Annotated in this window: 15 protein-coding genes; 11 read left to right on the top strand and 4 right to left on the bottom strand. The window is 57.2% G+C overall.

Annotated elements, in window-relative coordinates:
• The 6 genes from E8F11_RS02530 to E8F11_RS02555 all read left to right on the top strand — a co-directional run.
• On the top strand, window positions 1-1,161 hold a 1,161-nt coding region (locus E8F11_RS02530), incomplete at its 5' end, for an LLM class flavin-dependent oxidoreductase (protein WP_280287239.1).
• Between the two features lie 130 nt (window positions 1,162-1,291).
• Complete coding sequence (locus E8F11_RS02535; RefSeq protein ID WP_069084963.1) at window positions 1,292-1,804, top strand: flavin reductase family protein; 513 nt, start codon at window positions 1,292-1,294, stop codon at window positions 1,802-1,804.
• 103 nt (window positions 1,805-1,907) lie between these two features.
• Window positions 1,908-2,537, top strand: coding sequence for a riboflavin synthase (locus E8F11_RS02540; RefSeq protein WP_083245964.1), 630 nt, complete (start codon window positions 1,908-1,910; stop codon window positions 2,535-2,537).
• Between the two features lie 98 nt (window positions 2,538-2,635).
• The gene (ribE, locus tag E8F11_RS02545) at window positions 2,636-3,118 is read left to right on the top strand and encodes a 6,7-dimethyl-8-ribityllumazine synthase (protein WP_069084962.1); all 483 of its coding nucleotides are present in this window, start codon (window positions 2,636-2,638) and stop codon (window positions 3,116-3,118) included.
• Between the two features lie 289 nt (window positions 3,119-3,407).
• On the top strand, window positions 3,408-5,042 hold the full coding sequence (locus E8F11_RS02550) for an AMP-binding protein (RefSeq protein WP_280287240.1): 1,635 nt from the start codon (window positions 3,408-3,410) through the stop codon (window positions 5,040-5,042).
• An 83-nt stretch (window positions 5,043-5,125) separates the two neighbouring features.
• Entirely contained in the window at window positions 5,126-5,779 is a 654-nt protein-coding gene (locus E8F11_RS02555) for a hypothetical protein (protein WP_069084960.1), read from the top strand.
• 1,030 nt (window positions 5,780-6,809) lie between these two features.
• Here E8F11_RS02555 and E8F11_RS02560 read toward each other — a convergent pair.
• The 4 genes from E8F11_RS02560 to E8F11_RS02575 all read right to left on the bottom strand — a co-directional run bounded on the left by E8F11_RS02560 (window position 6,810) and on the right by E8F11_RS02575 (window position 12,273).
• Entirely contained in the window at window positions 6,810-10,100 is a 3,291-nt protein-coding gene (locus E8F11_RS02560) for a carboxyl transferase domain-containing protein (RefSeq protein ID WP_069084959.1), read from the bottom strand.
• A gap of 67 nt (window positions 10,101-10,167) precedes the next feature.
• Entirely contained in the window at window positions 10,168-10,938 is a 771-nt protein-coding gene (locus tag E8F11_RS02565) for an enoyl-CoA hydratase-related protein (RefSeq protein WP_069084958.1), read from the bottom strand.
• Between the two features lie 5 nt (window positions 10,939-10,943).
• Window positions 10,944-11,810 carry an enoyl-CoA hydratase-related protein gene (locus E8F11_RS02570; RefSeq protein WP_069084957.1) on the bottom strand — a complete coding sequence of 289 codons (867 nt, stop codon included), beginning with the start codon at window positions 11,808-11,810 and terminating at the stop codon, window positions 10,944-10,946.
• 1 nt (window position 11,811) lies between these two features.
• Window positions 11,812-12,273: a nuclear transport factor 2 family protein gene (locus tag E8F11_RS02575; RefSeq protein WP_069084956.1), complete on the bottom strand. Its 462-nt coding sequence runs from the start codon at window positions 12,271-12,273 to the stop codon at window positions 11,812-11,814.
• A 1,330-nt stretch (window positions 12,274-13,603) separates the two neighbouring features.
• Here E8F11_RS02575 and E8F11_RS02580 point away from each other — a divergent pair.
• The 5 genes from E8F11_RS02580 (at window position 13,604) to E8F11_RS02600 (ending at window position 21,835) form a co-directional block, all read left to right on the top strand.
• Window positions 13,604-15,244: a DUF1302 family protein gene (locus tag E8F11_RS02580; RefSeq protein ID WP_069084955.1), complete on the top strand. Its 1,641-nt coding sequence runs from the start codon at window positions 13,604-13,606 to the stop codon at window positions 15,242-15,244.
• A gap of 92 nt (window positions 15,245-15,336) precedes the next feature.
• Entirely contained in the window at window positions 15,337-16,740 is a 1,404-nt protein-coding gene (locus E8F11_RS02585; protein ID WP_069084954.1) for a DUF1329 domain-containing protein, read from the top strand.
• Window positions 16,741-16,894: 154 nt separating this feature from the next.
• Window positions 16,895-18,004, top strand: coding sequence for a YCF48-related protein (locus tag E8F11_RS02590; protein WP_280287241.1), 1,110 nt, complete (start codon window positions 16,895-16,897; stop codon window positions 18,002-18,004).
• Between the two features lie 6 nt (window positions 18,005-18,010).
• Window positions 18,011-20,464 carry an MMPL family transporter gene (locus E8F11_RS02595; RefSeq protein WP_069084952.1) on the top strand — a complete coding sequence of 818 codons (2,454 nt, stop codon included), beginning with the start codon at window positions 18,011-18,013 and terminating at the stop codon, window positions 20,462-20,464.
• A 216-nt stretch (window positions 20,465-20,680) separates the two neighbouring features.
• Window positions 20,681-21,835 (top strand): LLM class flavin-dependent oxidoreductase, encoded by a 1,155-nt coding sequence (locus E8F11_RS02600; protein WP_069084951.1) that lies wholly within the window; start codon window positions 20,681-20,683, stop codon window positions 21,833-21,835.

Raw genomic sequence — 21,835 nt, forward strand, 5'->3', positions numbered from 1 at the left:
GGCCCAATGAAGTTTCATTTGATGCAAACAGGTGTGATCGGTCGTCGTTATGAGCTGGAAGCGGGCATGGCCGGTCAGCGCCCTGAGCTGTATCAGCGCTTTCTATCCGAGGTGCGCGATTACGTGCGTCTGGCGGATGAGCTTGGCTACGCAGGCTACTGCCAACCTGAGCATCACCTGCAGATCGAGGGTTTTGAGATCAACAACCATCCCGGCATGTTCAGCCTCTATGTGGGCCTGCATTCCAAGCGGATGAAGGCCGGCATCATGGGGTACACCCTGCCGACCCATAACCCGGTGCGCATCGCCGAAGAAATCGCCACCCTTGACCATATGCTCCAAGGGCGGCTGATGGTCGGTTTCACCCGTGGTTACCATGCGCGCTGGGTCGACTCCTATGCCGCGCGTCCGGGGGTCAGCGCCACTACGCCGGACAACGCCAAGGCCCGCGATGAGCAGGATGCGCTGAACCGCGAAGTCTTCGAGGAGTCGCTGCAGGTCATCAAGAAGGCCTGGGCCAACGACGTGTTCAGCCACAAGGGCAAGCACTGGGAGTTCCCGCCAAATGGCGGCTCTGCCGGTCACCCGGCCTATGCCAGCATGGGCAAGGGCATGGATGCCGATGGCATCGTGCGCCAGATCGGGATTGCGCCGAAGTGCTACCAGAATCCCCACCCGAAGATTTACGGCGGCTTTGCCGGCAGCATGCGCACCGTCGACATGTGGGCACGGGAAGGCGGCAAGCCGATCGTGCTGGCTGCCGACCTGGACTTCTGCGATGCCCTGTGGAACCGCTATGCCGATACCGCCCGCCAGCATGAGCGCGAAGTTGCCCGCGAGGATGTTGCCGCCTGGGGTGGTTTCCTGATGCTGACCGATGACAAGGACAAGGCCAAGCAGTTGATGGCTGAGCACAAGTGGTTCTGGGACAAGTGGTTCATCCCGTTCGGCCAGAAAATGCCGAACGTGCTGATCGGCTCGGCTGACGACATCGCCGAGCAGATCGGCCGCGCGCATGACCGCCTGGGCTTCAACGAACTGTTCCTGATGTTTGGCCAGGGCCACCTGGACCCGGAGCAGAACAATGAAGAGTTGGAGAAGTTTGCCAGCCTGGTGGCCCCTCGGTTCGCGACCAAGGATGCCGAAGGGACGCTGGTTTAACGCCAGCTAGAGCACCATTGGAGCAGGTCGGCACCAGTCCTCCCTGCTTCAAACGTCATCACCTGATCAACCTGAGATGCAGTGAAGGTATCAGGAGTGAACGCCACGCGAATTTATCTGGAGATGCATCATGACTGAAGTCGCGACAGAGATAGTACGAGACGTGATCGACCCGCAATGGTTCAGAACCGTTCTGGGCCAATATCCCACCGGCGTATGTGCCATTACCGCGATGGATCGGGACGGCAGGGTGTCGGGTATGGCAGTTGGGTCTTTCACCTCGGTTTCACTTAATCCGCCGTTGGTGGCCTTTCTGCCCGACCGCAGTTCCACCAGTTGGCCGAAGATTGAGAGTGCCGGCAAGTTCTGCGTCAATGTGCTAAGCGATCAGCAACTGGGTGTCTGTAAACGCTTTGCCTCCAAGGCGGAAGACAAGTTTGCTGGACTGGCATACCAGCTGTCAGACAATGGCTCCCCGATCCTTGAGGGCGTGGTGGCGTGGATCGATTGTGACCTACATTCCGTTCAGGACGCAGGTGATCACTATATCGTCATTGGTGCTGTGCGTGAGTTGCAGATCGAGTCCGAAGGTTCTGCACTGCTCTTCTACCGTGGCGGATATGGTGGCTTTGCATCTCTGTAACTCGGAATTGGCAAGCTGCTGCAAGTCGGTTATGCGCAAGGCTCGGCCGAACCTAGGCAAGGTTGCGGGTAGGTCGCTTGAGTCGGGCCATCTAGGTGCATAGATGTTTACCGGAATTATTGAAGCGGTTGGTTTGATTGGCTCGATCGAGCCCTGCAATGGGGATCTCAGGATCTTCGTTCAGACCGGTACGTTGGATTTGATTGATCTGGGGCTAGGGGACAGTGTCGCCGTCAACGGTGTCTGCCTGACAGTCGTCCGTCTGCTGCAGGATGGCTTCTGGGCCGATGTCAGTCAGGAAACGCTTAGCCGCAGCAGTCTGGCCGGGTTGAAGCAGGGCGCTCGCGTCAATCTGGAAAAAGCGCTCAGGGCGAACTCGCGGTTGGGTGGTCATATGGTCAGTGGCCATGTCGACGGGCTCGGCAAGGTGGTTTTGTTGTCATGTGACGCGCGCTCATGGCTGATGCGCATCCAGACGCCTGCGGCGCTCTCCCGCTACATCGCGGAGAAAGGTTCGATTACCGTGGATGGTGTCAGTTTGACGGTCAATGCGGTGGCCGATGACTGCTTTGATCTGAATATCGTGCCGCACACTATGAAAATGACCAATATGTCCGACTACCGAGTCGGCCAGCAGGTCAACCTCGAAATCGATCTGATTGCGCGGTATGTGGAGCGCCTTCTGGTTGGCGATAAGCAGGAAAGGCTGGGCAAGGATGCTAGGCGTAGATGATTGATATCTAGTTGGCAGAGGCTGGAAGCCAAGCGAATTCAGCGCTGCGGCCGACATTTAGCTTTCCGGCGGCCACTTACGGGTTATGGAGCTGAAGGATGTATTCCATTCGTACCATCGAAGGTGATTTGGCATCCGTGCAGGGGCGTTATGCGCTGGTGGTGGGGCGCTTTAACAGTTTTGTGGTGGAAAGTCTGTTGTCCGGTGCCCTAGATGCACTGAAGCGTCACGGTATCAAGGGGAAGGACATTACCATCGTGCGCGTGCCTGGCGCCTTCGAAATCCCGCTGGTGGTCAAGAAGGTCGCCGAGCGCAGGCAGTTTGAAGCCATCATCGCATTAGGGGGGGTGATTCGCGGCGGTACACCTCACTTTGAACATGTGGCCGGCGAATGCATCAAGGGCATTGGTCAGCTCGCCCTCGAATTTGCTGTCCCCGTTGTCTTTGGCGTGCTGACGGTCGACTCTATCGAGCAGGCTATCGAGCGCTCCGGCACCAAAGCCGGTAATAAGGGGGAAGAAGCCGCCATGTCGGCAATGGAAATGGTCAGCCTAATGGCTGCGTTGGCCGCCGAGAAGTAAGTCTTTCCGGCAAAACGGCCAGATGATGTTGAAGGGTGGGAGCTGCGCTCAGTTGCCCCCCCGTTGATCTTTGCCAGTGGCTGTAAATGCAGGCTGAATCAGACAACTTGTGATGCGCCTGCAATGCAGAATTCTGAATTCTGATCTGCTGGTTTTCAACGATTGTGTTGACTTCTAGTGTGCGCAGTGCGATCTTTTTGTTATTCAAACAGTGCCGTGCACATAATTAAAAACGTGCAGAGGGCTACCAGAGTAACAACTGCCTTCTGTCCGTAGCGGAGGACGTTCAATGACAAAAACAACAGAATGGTTTGAGGTTTCCCCAATAGGCGACCTCATCGTACGAGGGGCGCATTTGCAGCCAGCGCGGGATGCGATAGTTTTCCCTGAGGAAAGGCGCACCTACCGTCAGCTGTGTGACAACGCCATACAGGTGGCCCGCGGTCTTATCGCTCTCGGCGTTCGTCCTGGTCAGCATGTTGGTCTGATGTCCGCCAACTGCCCTGAATTCATTGAAGGTTTTCTCGGCGCGGTGATGCTCGGTTGTGTAGCGGTGCCGATCAATGCCCGGCACAAGGCCAGCGAGATTGGCTATATCATCCAAAACGCCAACCTCGTCGCTTTGCTGACCACTGCGGACGATAACGAATACACCAATTTCACCGCGCTGTTCTGCGATGCATTGCCCTCATTGCCTAAGGCTGTGAACCCAGCAGCCTTGGTCCTGCCAGAAGTACTCTGCCTGCGCAGTACCGTGTTGCTGAAGGGCGAGTGCCGTAAGGGGTTTGTCGGACGTTCGGAGTTCGATCGTTTGGCACAGAGCATCGATGCGAACCTAGTGCATGAGGCTCGCCTGCGCGTGCGTATTCGCGATCTGGCACTGTTGGTCTACACCTCTGGCACAACGGCCAACCCCAAGGGTTGCATGCTGACCCATGAAGCCATTGTGCGCGGCTCAGTGCAGCGCGCCCGTTCACGGTTTGCCACAGGTGAACACCATGTTGCCTGGAACCCAGGTCCGCTGTTCCACATTGCAGCGATCGCCCCCTTCCTCGGCGTGATTGGAACCCTTGGCACCTACCTGACCGATACCTTCTTCGAGCCCGGGCGGGCCATCACCTTGATGGAACGGGAAGGGGTGAGCATGGCCTGGCCTTGGTTCCCTGCCATCGTGCAAGGCGTGCTTGATCACCCTGATTTTGATGCCGGCAAGCTGGCGTCGCTGCGCAAGATTATGCTGATCGGCCCACCTGCACTGGTAAAAAAGGTTCAGAAGACCTTTCCCGACGCTGAACTTTTCCAGGCCTGCGGTATGACCGAGACTGCCGGTATCTTTGCCCTGACCGACGCAGGCGAAACGGCAGAACAGCGCGCCAACACCCAGGGCCGTCCTGCCGTCGGTATGGAGGTGCGCATTTCCAGCCTTGACGGAAAAGGCGATGCCGCACCCGGCGAAGTAGGTGAAATTCTGGTGCGTGGCTTCTGCGTAATGGAAGGCTACTATCGCGACCCGGAGAAGACTGCAGACACCCTGGACAAGGATGGCTGGTTGCATACCGGCGACCTGTATCTGCGCACCGAAGACGGCAGCCTGGTTTTCAATGGTCGCCTCAAGGACATGCTCAAGGTCGGCGGTGAAAACGTCGCAGCCATCGAGATCGAATCCTACCTCTGCGAGCATCCCTGCGTGGCCATTGCGGAAGTGGTTGGCAAGCCTGATCCGCGCCTGGACGAAGTGCCGGTGGCCTTCGTCGAGCTTAAGCCGGGCAAGACTGTCGACGCTGAAGAGCTGATCGCTTTCTGTAAAGGAAAAATCGCTAACTTCAAGGTCCCTCGGGCTGTGCATTTCGTTGAGCCGGGTACCTGGCCCATGTCCGCAACAAAGGTCAACAAGCGCGCGCTGCGCAGCATGCTGACCGACTAGGCCGCAGTGTCGCGCCGGGGCGCTGTTGCACCCCGGTCACAGTAGAACCGAACGGGGTAGACGGATATGGGCCAGGGTAGCGAATGTTGACACTCGAAGAGATCGGAACCTACGCAGAGGGCTTTCTCGAGTCCGTGCTGGACGGCGAGCCCTTATCCGAGCGGGATGCCGCGCTGATTGGCCTTGCGGTCCGAGCCTCGCCATCGGCCCTGGATATGCAGGGCACGCAAGACTATGTGCGGCGGGCGTTGGATGCCGGTGCGAGCGCCGCACAGGTGCACGAAGTACTGGTGCTGGTCTCCGGTCTGGGCGTGCACACCCTCATGGTGGGCTCGAGTACTGTGGCCGCGGTTCTGCGTGAGCGGGGCGACCTGTCCATCAGCGCGCCGCTGGATAGCCTACGCCAGCAGCTCTGGGATCAGTATGTCGGTGATGATCCGTTCTGGGACAGCATGGAGCAGCAGGTGCCCGGTTTTTTGGACGCCCTGCTTCGTCAATCGCCCGAGGCCTTTGAGGCATTCTTCATGTACTGCGCAGTGCCTTGGAAAACCGCGGCACTGCGTGCCTACCTCAAGGAGCTGATCTCCCTGGCGGTGGATGCCGCACCATCGCATCGCTTCATGCCGGGTCTGCGCCTGCACCTGGCCAACGCAGTGCAGTTGGGCGTCGGGCGCAAAGCTATTCTGCAAGCTCTGGCGATTGCCTCGGATGCCCCGCTGCACCGCGGGATCGCCTGAGTCTGAGCTAGGCAGGGGCGGAAGAGGGGGCAGCAGGTGCGCAGCGATAATCAAGCCCAGGTCCTGAACTTCTGTCCCCGGCTGCGGGTGGCGTGGTGTTTCCAGCATGGGTGTGGCCTGGAGGGCAGGGTTGGCAATAGGCCCACCAGTGTGTTGGGCTAGAAGCTGAATCCTTCACCGCCCAGCCGCTGTCTGGCGGCCGATCGACGCACGGGGGAGTGATCGCTGGGCCTGAACCGCCAGTCTGTCAGTTCCCTCCGCCGAAGAAGGCGAGGTCATGCTATTTGCGCCGCCAGCCCCCGATCCGCTTGCATTTGCGCGGTTCCGGGAGGGGATGTTCAACCTGCACGAGCACCATGTAGCTCTTTAGCACGATGCGGTGCAATGCTCCTCCAAGTTGGGCAATAACCCGGGCATTGCGTGCCTGATAGCCTTTCGACGTGCCGGTGCGTCGATCGGTGAATTGATGAGCCTTCCCAGGATTGAGCCGAAAAAGTGTTGTTCGACGAGATTGCTTTCAGTTTCGATGAGCCCTTCGTCGTCGTAGCAGCTATCGGGTGCCGACTGCCATAACCACCATTGAGCGCAAGGAGGGTTGGCGTTATGCCCTGTTCGACCGTGTCACGCTGGAATACCGGATTCTGGCTGATGGTGGACATCCGTTGACCACCGTAGGACAGCAGTGGTTAGTCATCCTATCAACATGAACCTTGGAGAAACGCTATGAAGCGCGACGTGGGTACCACCCAAAAGGCCCCCGTCACCATGAAGGTGATCGCCGCACTGATGGATGAACCGAACCCGATCCACTGGGGGTGACCGGGCCGTCGAGGCGCTAGGGTTGGGGAATCGACAAGTCAATCAAGGCCCGATTCTTCGACAATGTATTCGTCGGAGAGTGCTCTGACTGTGTTGCTGAGTTCTGCGCACACAGCACCTCGCCGCGACGCCTGCGGCTGAGTGCCTCGGTGGGCGACCGCAGGGTTGTCGGGGTGACGGCTGAGCTTCAAGAGTGCAGAGTGCGCTAGCGTCACCACGTGTCGATGAAGGGGCGCTTCTTGCCCTGCCTGGGCCCCACCATCTTTAACGACTGCAGGCAACGTACTAGCCACTGACGTGATGCGGCCGGATCTATCACTGCATCAAACTCAAGCGATGCGGCAACACTGCTGGCCTTCCCGCGCTGGTAATAGTCGTTGACCAACTTGTCGAACAGGGTCTTCCGCTCCTGCTGGTCGGCAATGGCTTCCAGTTCGTCGCGATAGGCCAGTCTGACCGCGCCTTCAAAACCCATGCCGCCAAACTCGCCGGTCGGCCAGGAAGCAATGAATAGCGGTGCGTGGAAGGAACCGCCGGTCATCGCCATGGCGCCAAGGCCATAGCCCTTGCGCAGTATCAGGCTGAACAGCGGCGTGGCCATATTCGCTGCCACCGCGAATAGCCGGCTGGAGTGGCGCACAAGCGCAGTTTTCTCGCTCTCCGGACCGACCATGAAACCGGGGGTATCGCACAGGCTGAGCACCGGCAAATCAAAGGCATCACAGAGCTGCAGGAAGCGCGAGGCTTTGTCTGCAGCATCGGTATCGATGGCTCCGCCGAGGATGTGCGGATTGTTGGCTATCACTCCGAGCGGACGCCCTTCAATGCGTATCAGCGCGGTGATCATATTGGCGGCAAACTGCTCGCGCAGCTGTATGGCCGAGCCGCTATCCGATAGGGTCTCGATTACTGACCACACGTCATAGGAGCGCAGGCGGTTGTCCGGCACGCTGTGACGCAACCCGCGCTGGTCAGCAGATTCCCAGTGCCCGAGCGACCCCTGAAAATAGCCCAGCAGCTTTTTGGCCAGCGCTGTGGCCTGCGCCTCGTCATCTACCAAACAATCGACCACGCCGTTCTTAGCCTGCAGATTGACCGGGCCAATGTCCTCCGGCGCATGCACACCGAGTCCCGCGCCCTCGATCATCGCTGGCCCAGCCATGCCGATATTGGCATCCCGGGTGGCAACGATGATGTCACTGCAACCGGCCAGCACCGCATTGCCGGCAAAGCAGCGGCCGCTGACGATGCTGATTCGCGGCGCCAGACCACTGAGGCGGGCATACTGCAGGAAGCTGGGCATGTTCAGCCCGGTTGCCCGGGTGGCATCGTCGCTGTCCCCTGGCCGGCCGCCTCCCCCCTCGGCATAGATGATCAGGGGAATTTCCAGCTCGTTGGCAATACCGAGCATGCGCGAAAGCTTCTTGTGGCTCATGATGCCCTGTGTGCCGGCCAGCACGGTGTAGTCGTAGGCCAGCACCATGCACCGGGCTTGTGCGGGCTGGAACTGATTGCCATTGACGCTGGCAACCCCTGCAATCAGACCGTCCGCAGGTGTCGAGATGGCCAGTTCCTGTTCGGAAAAACGGCTGCGCTGGGCGGCAAAGGTCAGGGCCCCGTACTCAATGAAACTGTCTGCATCACACAGGTCTGCTATGTTTTCGCGAGCAGTGCGCTTGCCTTTTGCATGCCGGCGCGCCACCGCCTGCGGACGCGACGCATCCTGGCCGAGGGCGTGGCGTGATAGGACCTCGGAGAGGTCCGCTCTGGCCGTATCCAGGTCAACCGCCTGTAGCGATCCGCTATCGACCGAATCGACATCGGCCTCTTGAAGATAGAGCAGGGCTTGGTTTGCGGTAACGGCCGAATGCATGTCCACACTGACGCGACGGATGATCCCGCTAGCTGGCGCGCTGATCACATGCTGCATCTTCATCGATTCGATCATCGCCAGCGCCTGGCCCTTGTGCACCGGCTGATCCTCGGCGACATGCAGTTCAATCAGCAGGCCGCTCATGGGGGCGGTAATCATTCTCAGGCCATCCAGAAAATGCTCATCTGGATGTGCTGTGGGAGCAGGACCGGATGACTCGGTAAAGAACTGTTGTGGATGCTTCTGGCTTGGGCTGCGAATTAGCTGCCCCAGGTGCTCATCAATAAAGCGGGTATACACCTGGCCCTCGACCACGGCAGGGTGGCAAAGCAGGTTCTTGAGGAACTCGATATTGGTTTCGACACCTTGTATGCGCGTCTGACAAAGGGTGCGATAGACGCGCTGAGCGAGCTCGCTGAAGCTTCCGGAAGGGCTGTGCACTATCAGTTTAGCCAGCAGCGAATCGTAGCGGGGATTGATGCTGTACCCGGCGTAGCCAAAACTGTCGACCCGAATGCCGGGGCCGCCCGGCGGTTCGAAGATGCTGAGTGTGCCGCCACTCGGCAGTACACTGCCGTCAGGCTGCATGCTTTCCATATTGATGCGTAGTTGCATGGCAAAGCCCTGCGCAGGAGGAATGTCCGCCTGTTGCAGATGCAGGCTGCGTAATGTCTCGCCGCCAGCCAGACGCAATTGCGCCTGCACTAGATCAATCCCGGTGACGGCCTCGGTGATGGTGTGTTCCACCTGCAGTCGCGGGTTGGCTTCTATAAAGAAGAAGCGGCCGGTCTGCTCATCGAGCAGAAATTCGAAGGTGCTCAGGCTGCTGAGGCCAACCGTGCGGGCCAGCCTGAGTGCGGCATCAACCAGTGCTTCGCGCAGGTCGCTGCTGAGCGACGGACTCGGGGCAATTTCCAACATCTTCTGGTGCTTGCGTTGCAGGCTGCATTCCCTTTCCCACAAGTGGCTCACTTCTGTGCCGTCACCGATCACTTGCACTTCTATATGTCGTGCGCGGGCCACCATTTCCTCGATGTACAGCTCATGATCGCCAAAGGCCGACAGAGCCTCGGCGCTGCACTGATGGAAGGCATCCTCCAGCTGATCGGCATCGAGCAGTATTCGCATGCCACGGCCACCGCCACCGGCAATCGCCTTGAGCAGCGCTGGGTTTCCCGCTGGCAAGTTGGCAAGAAAAGCGCGAGCTTGTTCTAGATCGATTGCGCCGTCGGTTCCGGGAATCACCGGAACTGCGCACTGCTTGGCCAACACTCTGGCGCTGGCCTTGTTGCCAAGTCTGGCGAGGACATCTGCGGACGGACCGACGAAGCGGATATTGGCGGCTTCACATCGTCTGGCAAAATCCGGCTGTTCACTGAGGAAACCGTACCCAGGGTGGATGGCATCACAGCCATGCTGGCGGGCCAGGGTAATCAGTTGCTGCGCATCCAGATAGGCCGCTGCGCCAACGCCTTCGAGCGGGATGGCCTGGTCGGCGATACGGGTATGTAGGCATCGCGCATCATCCTGCGGGTAGACTGCGACGCTGGTGATACCTAGGTCGGCTGCAGCACGGGCAATACGGATGGCCACCTCTCCGCGATTGGCGATCAGAAGCTTGTTGATCATGTTTTGCCCTTCTAAATACAAAAAAGGCCGAACGCTTAGCGCCCGGCCCCGGTGCGACAGGCTAGGCTCAGCGTCCCTTCCATTCCGCTTTACGTTTCTCGATAAAGGCGTTACGGCCCTCGAGTACGTCTTCGCTGGAGGCATATTCCTCGATCGACTCGAAACGGGTTGCCAGGGCAACTTCAAGCGGGTAGTCGAGGCGGCTCATTGCTGCGTCCTTGGCGGCTTGGTTGGCTAGCGGGGAAGCGGCTGCGACCTTTTCCGCCCAGCGCGTGGCTGCTTCTGCCAGGTTGGCCGGCTCGACCACTTCATTCACCAGGCCATAGCTGAAGGCGTCCTGGGCGGACATGCGATCCCCCGTCAGGATCATGGCCATGGCAACGCGCTGCGGGAGCTGACGAATTGCGCGGTGAACGACGCCGCATTCGCCGATGATGCCAGCCTTCGTCTCCGGCAGGCCGAATTGAGCATTGTCTGCCGCAACGATAATGTCGGCACACAAGGCCAGCTCGAAACCACCGCCTAGCGCATAGCCCTGAACAGCGGCAACCAGTGGCTTCTTCAGTTTCACCAGCGGGCCACCGATACCGGTCAGGCCACCACCGACAGCCATGCGCGATGCACGTTCGGTGCCGCCACTGATATCACCGCCAACACAGAAAGCGCGGTCACCCTCTGCAGAAAGCACGGCTACCCAGACTTCCGGATTGCGGTTAATTTCCTGCCACGCATCAAACAAGGCCTGATCCATATCGCCATTGATGGCGTTGAGGGATTTGGGGCGGTTCAGCCGTACGTGAGCAATATGGCCTTCAATGTAGAAGTCGACGTTAGACATGGCTCTTATTCCTGTATTTTTTTCGCCGGGGTCAGGGGAGTCGTCCGCTCTGAGCGGTAGAGCTTTATCGACTCCTTCAAACCTATTTCGGCAAGCTTCTGTTTGATTTCCAGCACCGAGGGCGCCACGTGTAGCAGTGCGTCCATCTCGGCTACCGCAGCTCCGGCAGAACGGAAGCCCATCGCTTCGGCGGCACGGTTGATGGACAGCTTCTTGATACGCAGAACTTCCGGAGGTGTCAGGGCAATGCGCTCGGCGAGACTTTCGACACACTCTATGAGCTGGTCTGGAGCCACGCTGTGATTGGCCCAGCCCCACTCGACTGCAGTTTTCCCGTCAATGCTGTTTCCAGGTACGAAAGCCAATTCCTTGGCCCGCTTGGCTCCCACCAGTGGTACCCAGAGGGGGGCCACGTAGCCGCCCCCAATCGGGATGGTCGGTTCACCGATCTTGGCGTCATCGGTCACAACAGTGATATCCGCATACACGCAGATCTGCGTGGCTCCCGCGATGCAGTAGCCGTGAACAGCGGCGATGATCGGTTTGGGGTGATCCCACATCGCCACATAACGGTCCACGTTCCGGCGCAGACGCTCGCGATCAGCGAGCGGATCAGGTACGAGACTGCCGTAGCCATTTGCCTTGCCAACTTGACCTATGTCGTAGCCAGCCGAAAAACCGCGTCCTTCTCCCCGTATGCCAATCACCGGGCCGCCTTCGGTTGCGAGACGCTTAAGGGCATCAGAAAACTCATCGAGCAACTCGTTCGACAGCGCATTTGCACTGTCAGGCCGATTGAGAATCAGCCAGGAAATTTTCTCCCTGTGCTCGATGCGGATGTGTTCGTACGGGTAGGAAGACGCGGCGCTCATATCAGCTGCGTCCTATCGGCAGGGTTTTCTTCACATGAAAGTCCTTGTCGCCGGTCACGCGCAGCTCGCGGCGCTTGAACTGCCATTTGCCATCCGTGCGCACGATGACATCGTGATACTGACCCCACACATGGCTGTCAGGCATTTCACGGTTGTAGCGGTGCCATGCATAGAGAACAGAGCGCACAGTGGCTTCGTCCGGACCGGTGAAGTCGACGACGATATTCGATACATGGTGGCTAGTGGCCTTGAAGAAGGAGCCAACGCCTTCAAGAGTCTTGGCGTAGGCTGCGCGCCCCTGTGCGCCAAAGCCGCCCGGGCCGTAGATGACCTCACAGTCTTCGGTGAATAGGGCAGCCAGTTCGGCTGCCTGATTCATGTCGAGATGGAAGGCATAGGTGAACAGCAGGCGCTCAATGGCCTGGGTGTCGATAAGTTCTTGCAGCTGGGTTTCTTGGGTCATGTTGTTCTCCTCAGTCAACGTTAGAGTTGACTGATACTATTTATTTGTCAACGCGCGTGTCAACTTTCATTTCTTGCTTTCTGTCGGGGCGGCCTGCGCATTCCTTGGCGGCAGCGATCACTGATGCTGTGGCCGGGGTTAGGCGGTGCGGGTAGGGAGGGCTTGATGAAGGTGTTTTGAGTGGCTGGGGAATGGCACCTCAGGTCATTCCTTCTATGCTGTTCTGAGTGGAGTAGACAGGCTGAGGTGTTCTATTCGAGTGTCTGGTTGCAGCGCTGCCAGCTTCTGCGCTTGTAGCGATGTGTCCGAGAGCTAGAGGTCTGTCATGCCAGTTACTTGGTGCAGATGGGCTTGTAGCGTGAGCGGTACCTACGAGGGCCGCTAAGTCGAAGCGCTAAGCCAATGCCTGTCAGTCTGTAAGGCGCCGCGTTCTGTGGCGTGAGAGCGCTGCGTTCCGCTGGTGCTTACATTTTCTCGGCCTGATTGCAGGGCATCGAACGCAACATGAGTTGAGGACCGTCGGCCGATGAAGTCTTCGTCTTGGCGTCGTTCAGGGCCGCGTAAGCTGCCAAGCCCTGCTCGCAAGCGCAGTGGGATAGCAATGAGAAAGGGCATTGGCGCTGAGCGGATTCCGGTTCTGGTCGTGCGCAGTGTCGGAGCAGCCAGCATGCAGACTTCTATTTGGAAATGCAGTCTATGGCGCACCACATAGGTGCGGCCTTACGGCCATTATTCGACCCGGGCAGGGTTTTGCGAATCGATAGCGCAGTGCTCCACTGCAGTCTGCCAGGGCTGAGGGGGGCTACCCGCCACCGCCGTAGTTTGCGCCAGAAGCGTCGTATTGCCGGTGCTTACCTTATCCAGAAGGTCGGCGCCTATGACAGTTGTCTGAAGGCCTGGATGATTCGCTTCCAGGGGGTAAGGACGAAACACTTGGCCAATTGCCTGGGCTGGAAACGTTTGGTCGAGAGCTATGGGAAGCCACATAAACCCATTGATTTACATGAAGTAATACCCCGAGTTGTGTCCCTTTGGGCAGCTAACGCCATAGCCTTCATTCCCCCATCATGCGCTTTGCGCGTCTCGGCAGCGCGGCCGCTCCACCGTCAGTTGAGAGGCATCTCCCACCTGAATCGCGTTGGGAGGGGGGTATTTTATCAACGCTGCAGTTGACTAGGTGCCGCTCGAATGATATATCAACGTCATAGTTGAAAAAGTGAGGTGGCGGTTGCGATGGGGGTGGGCGCAATCCAGAGGAGAGTGGTGACGTACTGAAGCGCAGGCTGGCGTGCTGTTGGCCAGTAAAGGTCCGTGGACAGGAGAAGCAGAAATGCAAAAACAACAAAAAGAAATTGCAAGGTTTGGCAAGATTCAGTTTGGTCAAAAGAAGCTGAGAGCAGCGATCGCCCTTGCGACGATTTTCTCATCTGGTGCATCGCAGGCAGTCACTCTGAAGGCCGACCAGGACTGGACGATCAACTTCGATACGTCCCTGCAGTGGCTCGCAGGCTGGAGGGTTGAGGGGCGCGACCCACGTATCGCGAACAATCCGAATAACCACGCCGCCGATCACAAATTTGATCGCGGGGAAATGGTTACGAACCGTGTTCAGGGATTGTTCGAGTTGCAGGGTGTCTATCAGGATAATTATGGTTTCCGTGTGTCTGCTTCGGCTTGGAATGATTTTGCTTACGACGATGATGTCGAAGTACGTCCGGGGTACCTGCCGACCTATAGCGATGGTAAATATAGTAGCCATACTAAGAAGTACCACATCCGTGGTGCTGAGTTGCTTGATGCTTTCGTTTTCAGCAACTTCGAAGTCGCTGACCACAACGCATCTGTACGGCTAGGTCGCTTCAGTCAGCAGTGGGGTAACGCAGTATTCTTCGGTTACTCCGGTATTGCGTTCGGCCAGCATCCCGTTGACTTCATCAAGGGGTTTTCTCAACCTGGCTCCTCCGTCAAAGAGTTGATCCTGCCGCGTACGCAGGTCTACGGCAGTTTCGATATCAATGATGAACTGTCAATCGCCGCACAGTATTTTCTCGAGTGGCGTCCCAATCGTTTCCCCGAAGGGGCTACCTATCTGGCACCTGCCGATATTCTCTTTGAGGGGCCGGATGTCGGCGGTAGCGTAGTACCAGGCGCTGTTGTTGGTAAGAGCGATGATCCCGATGATATCAACGACAACTTCGGTGTCCGCTTGGACTGGACTCCGGCCTGGGCTAATGGTGATCGCATTGGCTTTTATTACCGCCAGTACGACGAGCCGGAACCTGTTGCAACTCTGAACTTCCCTCAAGTTGAGTTGAAATACGCCGAAAAGTCCAAAATGTACGCGATGTCCTACGAGACAGCGATTGGGGCTAACAGCCTCGGCTTCGAAGTGAACTATCGTCAGGATACCGCGTTGCAATCCGTTTTCCCTTCCGAAGTGGCGAAAGGTGACTTGGTTAACGTGTTAGCGAACTCTTTGATCAGCCTGCCCGGCAATTCACTCTGGGACGCTGCAACCGTCCTCGGTGAAGTGACCTACACGCATCTGACTAAAGTGCATGACAAGGACATCTATAACGGTGAGGGTTATGCCTGTAAAGGTAACAGGAGTGATGGCTGTGGTACAGACAATGCAGTTGCAGTGGCGCTGCTGTTTGAACCGTCCTGGCTGCAAATACTTCCGTCCACTGACATAAGTCTGCCGATTTTCGTCCAGTATGGAGTTACCGGAAATCCGGCCTATGCAGCGGGGGGGTTTTATGCTGAGGACTCCGTCATTGCCTCTATTGGCGTGAAAGCAGCTGTAGCCCAAAAGCATTATTTTGCTCTGCAATATCAGGATTACTACTGGAATCCCACTGGTCGCATCGTTAACGGCGCACCCGGCGGTGATATATATGCAGGTGGTAACGGTCCCACTGGTCTGAATGACAAGGGCTGGGTATCGCTTTCCTACAACACCTCGTTCTAAAAGAGGGCCCAGCCTAGCGAGTCAAGCATCCAGTAATACTTACAAGCCTTACAGACACACTTGTTCCGATAATCACAAGAAGGAAGACAGCCGTGCTGAAAAAAACAATTATTGCCGGGCTCGTGCCTGCCCTGGCACTGTGCTTCGTAGGTAGTGCCTTGGCTGCCGTATCGGCAGAAGAGGCCAAGCGTCTTGGTGCGGATCTGACCCTGCATGGCGCCGAAAAGGCCGGTAATGCAGATGGTAGCATTCCAGAATACACAGGCGGACTGCAGCCGGTTCCTGGCTACAACCGGGAGACGATGCAGACTTATATCAATCCTTATAAGGATGAGAAGCCTCTGTTTGCCATTACGTCCGCCAATATGGAGCAGTATTCGCAGTTCCTCACCGAAGGTACCAAGGCTACGCTGCGTAAGTATCCCAGCTACAAGCTCAATGTGTACCCAACCCACCGTTCGGCTCGTTATGAGGACTGGGTGCTTAAAAACACCCAGGTGAATGCGACAACTGCCGAAATGACCGGCGAGATCATGGGAGATGGCGTCAAGGGCGCCGGGCCTGATGGTCTGCCGCTGCCGGGTGTTCTCTTCCCGATCCCGAAGAATGGCTATGAGGTGATGTGGAACCACAAGCTGGCCTTTGCCCCGGCGATCATGCACCAGCACAATCAGGGCTTCGTGGTTGACTCCAAGGGCGGTGTGAGCGTGCTGTCCACCCCAAACCAGTACCACATGCGCCCCTGGTATGACCAGAGCGGCAAGCTGCGTCAGGAGTCAAACGGCGCAATTCTATCGTTCTCGGCACTGCAAACCAGTCCGCCGCAATCCGCGGGCGTGACCTTCCTGAACTTCTATCTGCCGACCGCCGACAACGGTGGTCAGCTGGTATGGTTCTACACTCCGGGTCAGCGCCGTGCACGTCGTGCGCCAGACTTTGCCTACGATCTGCCGATCAGTTCTTACGGTGGCGTACTGATGTGGGACGAGATCTTCGGCTTCGTCGGCCGCATGGATCGCTTTGACTTCAAGCTGGTCGGTAAGGAGGAGAGGTTCGTGCCCTACAACGCCTATACCCTGACTCAGGAGGTCAACCCGCGTGACGTACTGGGCAAGGAACACCTGGCTCCGGAAGCCATGCGCTTCGAAAAGCATCGGGTATGGATTGTCGAGGCTGAGCGCAAGCCAGGTGCCCGCCATGTATACAGCAAGCGCCGCTTCTATATCGACGAAGACAGCTGGCAGATCGTTGCTCTGGAAACCTACGACAATGCCGGTAAGCTCTGGAAAAACGGTTTCATCGAGAGTTTCCCGACCTACGACGTGGGGGGGGTGAATAACAACACGTGGGCCTTCAACGATCTGGTTTCAGGCAACTACATGCTGATTAATGCCGGTGCTTCACAACCTGGCCACTGGAACCGTTCCTATACCGCTATAGATGGTTTGCGTATTGCGCTTACTCCGCGCGCAGTTGAGGCTCAGGGCGTTCGCTAACGGCTAGAGGAACCCTGGCGGAGGTGTAAACCCCGCCAGGTTCTGCCTTTCTTGAATGCGCAGGTCATCGAGTTTACTTCTGGCTGTTGCATAAGTTATCTAAAAGTCTTTCGTGCACTAATAGCTTTGCTTGAGCAAAAAAGAGAAAACCCGTATGAAAAAATTATTGAATAAACTGCTCAGGGTTTTTGTCCTACCTTTTGTCATTTTGTTCGTGTTGGCTTCGTCATCAATGGCCGATTTCAAAGATCCTCTGGATTATGGCGCCATTGAACAGGAAAAGCCTCTGAATAAGCCCTTTATTGACAGTGCGAAAAGCGGACATACATTAGTCGTGGTTGGGCCGCGAGGCTTGATTCTGTATTCCAATGATGGGGGAGGGAAGTGGGCTCAAGCTCAGGTTCCTGTACAGAGCGACTTAGTTGCCATTGATATGGTCAACGAGTCAAAAGGTTGGGCAGTTGGGCATGATGGCGTGATTCTCGCCACTACTGATGGAGGTGCCACATGGGTCAAGCAGCTTGATGGTCGAATGGCCAGCGAGCAGTTCATCAATTACTACAGTAAGCGTCTCAAACAGGGCGACAGCAGTGTTGAGAAGGCCCTTGAACTCACCGAGCTCAATTATCGCGATGGTCCGGCCTTACCCTTTCTCGATGTCTGGTTCCGTGACGAGTTGACCGGTTTTGCCGTAGGTGGATTCGGAAACATTGCGCGCACCGATGATGGTGGGAAGACTTGGACACCATGGACGGACCGCATTGCCAATGAGTCCGGTTTTCACCTCACTAGCGTGGTAGGCATTGGTGATGATGTCTTTATCGGCAGCGAGCGTGGCGTGCTGTTCAGGCTGAATGCCGAGCGGCAGTTATTCGAAATTATCGAAACCGGGTATTCCGGTAGCTTTACCGGAATTACCGGCGCTAATGGGCTGATCATCGCTTATGGCGTTGGTGGGGCGGCGTACCGCAGTACAGATCGCGGCAATACATGGGCGGAAGTCAAGGATCTGCAGGGTTCCACCATCAACGATGCTTTCAGACGGGCCAATGACAAAGGTTATATCTTTGCCAGTCAATCAGGCAAGTTAATCATCAGTGACAAGAACTTTGCCAACCTTGAGGTGATCGACTCCGGCACGCCCGTTAGTTTTACTTCGATTCTTGAAATATCGGATCGTGAGTTGCTCGTTACTGACTTGCAGGGGCTTTCGAAAGTTTCGCTGGTGGATCACAAGATGACCAGAGTCACGTCTCAGGAGTAATGTCAGATGTTAAGTAATAATAAAACTGCAGCAGGGCCTGGTTTGGATGTGACTGCCGGCACGTTTGATCGCTCATCAGGAGCCTTTCACGAACGCCTATTTTTTAACAATCGGATATTGTTTCTTCTGATCGGAGTTTTTGTAACGCTCTGTTTCGGTTTTCAGAGTGCGAAGCTTGGTGTAAACGCAAGTTTTGAAAAAATGATGCCCTCATCCCATGAGTACATCCAGAACTACCGCGCCTTTGCAAATAACCTGCGCAGTCTAGGCAACGCAGTTACGGTGGTGGTGGAGAACAAGAATGGGTCTATCTACGACGCCGGGTATCAGAAGACGCTGAGCGAGCTCAATGACCGGGTGTTCCTGATCAATGGAGTCGACCGGGCATTCGTGCAATCCCTGTGGATGGCCTCGGTGCGCTGGACGGCGGTAACCGCGGAAGGCTTTGACGGCGGCCCGGTCATGCCACCGGATTATGACGGCTCGCCCAAAAGCCTTGAGCAGCTCCGTGCCAACGTCGAGAAGGCCGGGCTGAAGGGTTCCCTTGTGGCCATGGACGAGCGCTCCAGCGCGATGTTCGTGCCCTTGATGGAGCGGGACCCGGTAACCGGTCAGCTGCTTGACTACAAGGCTTTTACAGACAGCATCAACGCCATCAACACAGAATTCCAGAGCCGTGGCGTCGAGCTCCATGTCATCGGTTTTGCCAAGCTGGTCGGTGACCTGATTTCTGGCCTTATGGAAGTGCTCAGCTATTTTGTTGTGGCTGCCGCGGTCGTATCGGTCATCGTTTACTGGTATTCGCGTTGCTTGACCAGTACCTTAATCGTGGTTGGCACCTCGCTGATTGGGGTGATCTGGCAGTTGGGGATCATGCAACTGTTCGGCTTTGTGCTGGATCCCTTTTCGGTACTCGTGCCTTTCCTGGTTTTCGCCATCGGTGTGTCCCATGGCTCGCAGATGATGAGTGGCATCATTCAGGACATTGGCGAGGGTGCCGATCGCTATGTGGCTGCGCGACTGACCTACAGGCGGCTGTGCCTGGCTGGCTTTGTTGCGCTGGTAGCCGATGCCTTAGGTTTTGCCGTGATCTCGGTGATCGATATTCCTGCTATCCGTGACTTGGCCCTACAAGCCACTGTTGGCGTCGCGGCGCTGATCATCACCAACTTGCTGCTCATTCCAGTGGTACTGTCCTTCACCGGTATCAGTGCCCGCGCGGCCCAGCGCGCTTCGAAGGTTCTGCACGGCGAGCACCTTATGGTCAGGTGGCTCGGTGATCTTGCTGAAAAGCGCGTTGCTCGCTTGGTGCTGATCAGCGTGGCAATTATCACAACTGCTAGTTTCATCCATGGCCAGAAGATAAGCATTGGTGATTCCGGGGCCGGTGCCTCCGAGTTACGCGCGGATTCAATCTATAACAAAGATGTAAATTACATCCGCGAAAACTACGGTTTGTCGAAAGATATGTTCGCGGTGATCGTGACGACGCCTGAGGGTGGCCTAGGTAACTTTGAAACCCTGCTGCAGATTGACCGGCTGGAACAGCAGCTGAGTGACTTGCCTGGCGTACAGATCACCGAATCCGCAGCCAGCATAGCTCGCAGGCTCACCCCAGCAGGCTTTGAAGGCTCGCCCAAGTGGTACACCATCAGTCGTAGCCGCTATATCACCAATGACGCGGTGGACAACGTGTTTACCGCACGTCCAGGGTTGATCAACGATTCTCGTACGGTGGCACCGATCATCGTCTACCTGAGCAATCACAATGCCGAAACCCTGCAGCGCTTGACGAAGGTTGTTGAGGCGTTTGCCGCCGAAAATAACAACGAAGATCGGAAGTTCCTGCTGGCCGGCGGCAACGCCGGGGTGGAAGCTGCCACTAATCAAGCAGTGGAAAAGGCTAGCTTCGAGATGGAAGTGCTAGTTTACGCTGCGGTGATTCTGCTCTGCTGGATAACCTTCCGAAGCTGGCGTGCGGTGTTGGTGGCGATTCTGCCGCTGATTGTCGTGACCATTCTGTCAAAATCCTTGATGGTCCTGCTGGGGATCGGGCTCAAGGTGGCTACCTTGCCAGTGGTGGCGCTGGGTGTGGGGATCGGCGTGGATTATGCGCTCTACATGCTGACTGTATTCCTAGCGTTCCAGCGCCAGGGTATGTCGGTCAAGGGTGCTTACACTAGTGCGCTGGCGTCTACTGGGCAGGTGGTGCTGCTGGTAGGCGTTACCCTGACAGCCGCAGTGGGCACTTGGATATGGTCCCCGATCAAGTTCCAGGCCGACATGGGCCTGCTGCTGGCCTTCATGTTCCTCGGGAATATGCTTGCGGCACTGATTATGGTACCGGCGCTATCCGCTTATTTGCTGGCACCTAAGAAGGTTTTGCCTCAAGACTCAGTTGGGGTCGAGTCGGATAACGATTCTGCAACTAAGCGCGTCGCTCAAATGTCTGCCGTCTGAGTTGTCGGGGGCTTGGCCCCCGCTTCTCTCCGTAGCATGTATCGAAAGGGGGCGGATGCGTCAAAACTGGCGTCCCTGACCCATTTCACCGGCTTTTGCGCATGAAGTAAGTGGTGGTATTTTTTCGCACTTGCAATCAACGCAAATGTTGACATTCGATGTCTGATTGTTCGATAGTCAGACGAAAAGAGCCCAAGCAGGAGCCGAGGAGGCCCAATGAAGTTTCATTTGATGCAAACAGGTGTGATCGGTCGTCGTTATGAGCTGGAAGCGGGCATGGCCGGTCAGCGCCCTGAGCTGTATCAGCGCTTTCTATCCGAGGTGCGCGATTACGTGCGTCTGGCGGATGAGCTTGGCTACGCAGGCTACTGCCAACCTGAGCATCACCTGCAGATCGAGGGTTTTGAGATCAACAACCATCCCGGCATGTTCAGCCTCTATGTGGGCCTGCATTCCAAGCGGATGAAGGCCGGCATCATGGGGTACACCCTGCCGACCCATAACCCGGTGCGCATCGCCGAAGAAATCGCCACCCTTGACCATATGCTCCAAGGGCGGCTGATGGTCGGTTTCACCCGTGGTTACCATGCGCGCTGGGTCGACTCCTATGCCGCGCGTCCGGGGGTCAGCGCCACTACGCCGGACAACGCCAAGGCCCGCGATGAGCAGGATGCGCTGAACCGCGAAGTCTTCGAGGAGTCGCTGCAGGTCATCAAGAAGGCCTGGGCCAACGACGTGTTCAGCCACAAGGGCAAGCACTGGGAGTTCCCGCCAAATGGCGGCTCTGCCGGTCACCCGGCCTATGCCAGCATGGGCAAGGGCATGGATGCCGATGGCATCGTGCGCCAGATCGGGATTGCGCCGAAGTGCTACCAGAATCCCCACCCGAAGATTTACGGCGGCTTTGCCGGCAGCATGCGCACCGTCGACATGTGGGCACGGGAAGGCGGCAAGCCGATCGTGCTGGCTGCCGACCTGGACTTCTGCGATGCCCTGTGGAACCGCTATGCCGATACCGCCCGCCAGCATGAGCGCGAAGTTGCCCGCGAGGATGTTGCCGCCTGGGGTGGTTTCCTGATGCTGACCGATGACAAGGACAAGGCCAAGCAGTTGATGGCTGAGCACAAGTGGTTCTGGGACAAGTGGTTCATCCCGTTCGGCCAGAAAATGCCGAACGTGCTGATCGGCTCGGCTGACGACATCGCCGAGCAGATCGGCCGCGCGCATGACCGCCTGGGCTTCAACGAACTGTTCCTGATGTTTGGCCAGGGCCACCTGGACCCGGAGCAGAACAATGAAGAGTTGGAGAAGTTTGCCAGCCTGGTGGCCCCTCGGTTCGCGACCAAGGATGCCGAAGGGACGCTGGTTTAA

Origin of the sequence: Pseudomonas sp. BN417 (genome assembly GCF_029871205.1) — a bacterium.
Lineage (GTDB): Bacteria > Pseudomonadota > Gammaproteobacteria > Pseudomonadales > Pseudomonadaceae > Metapseudomonas.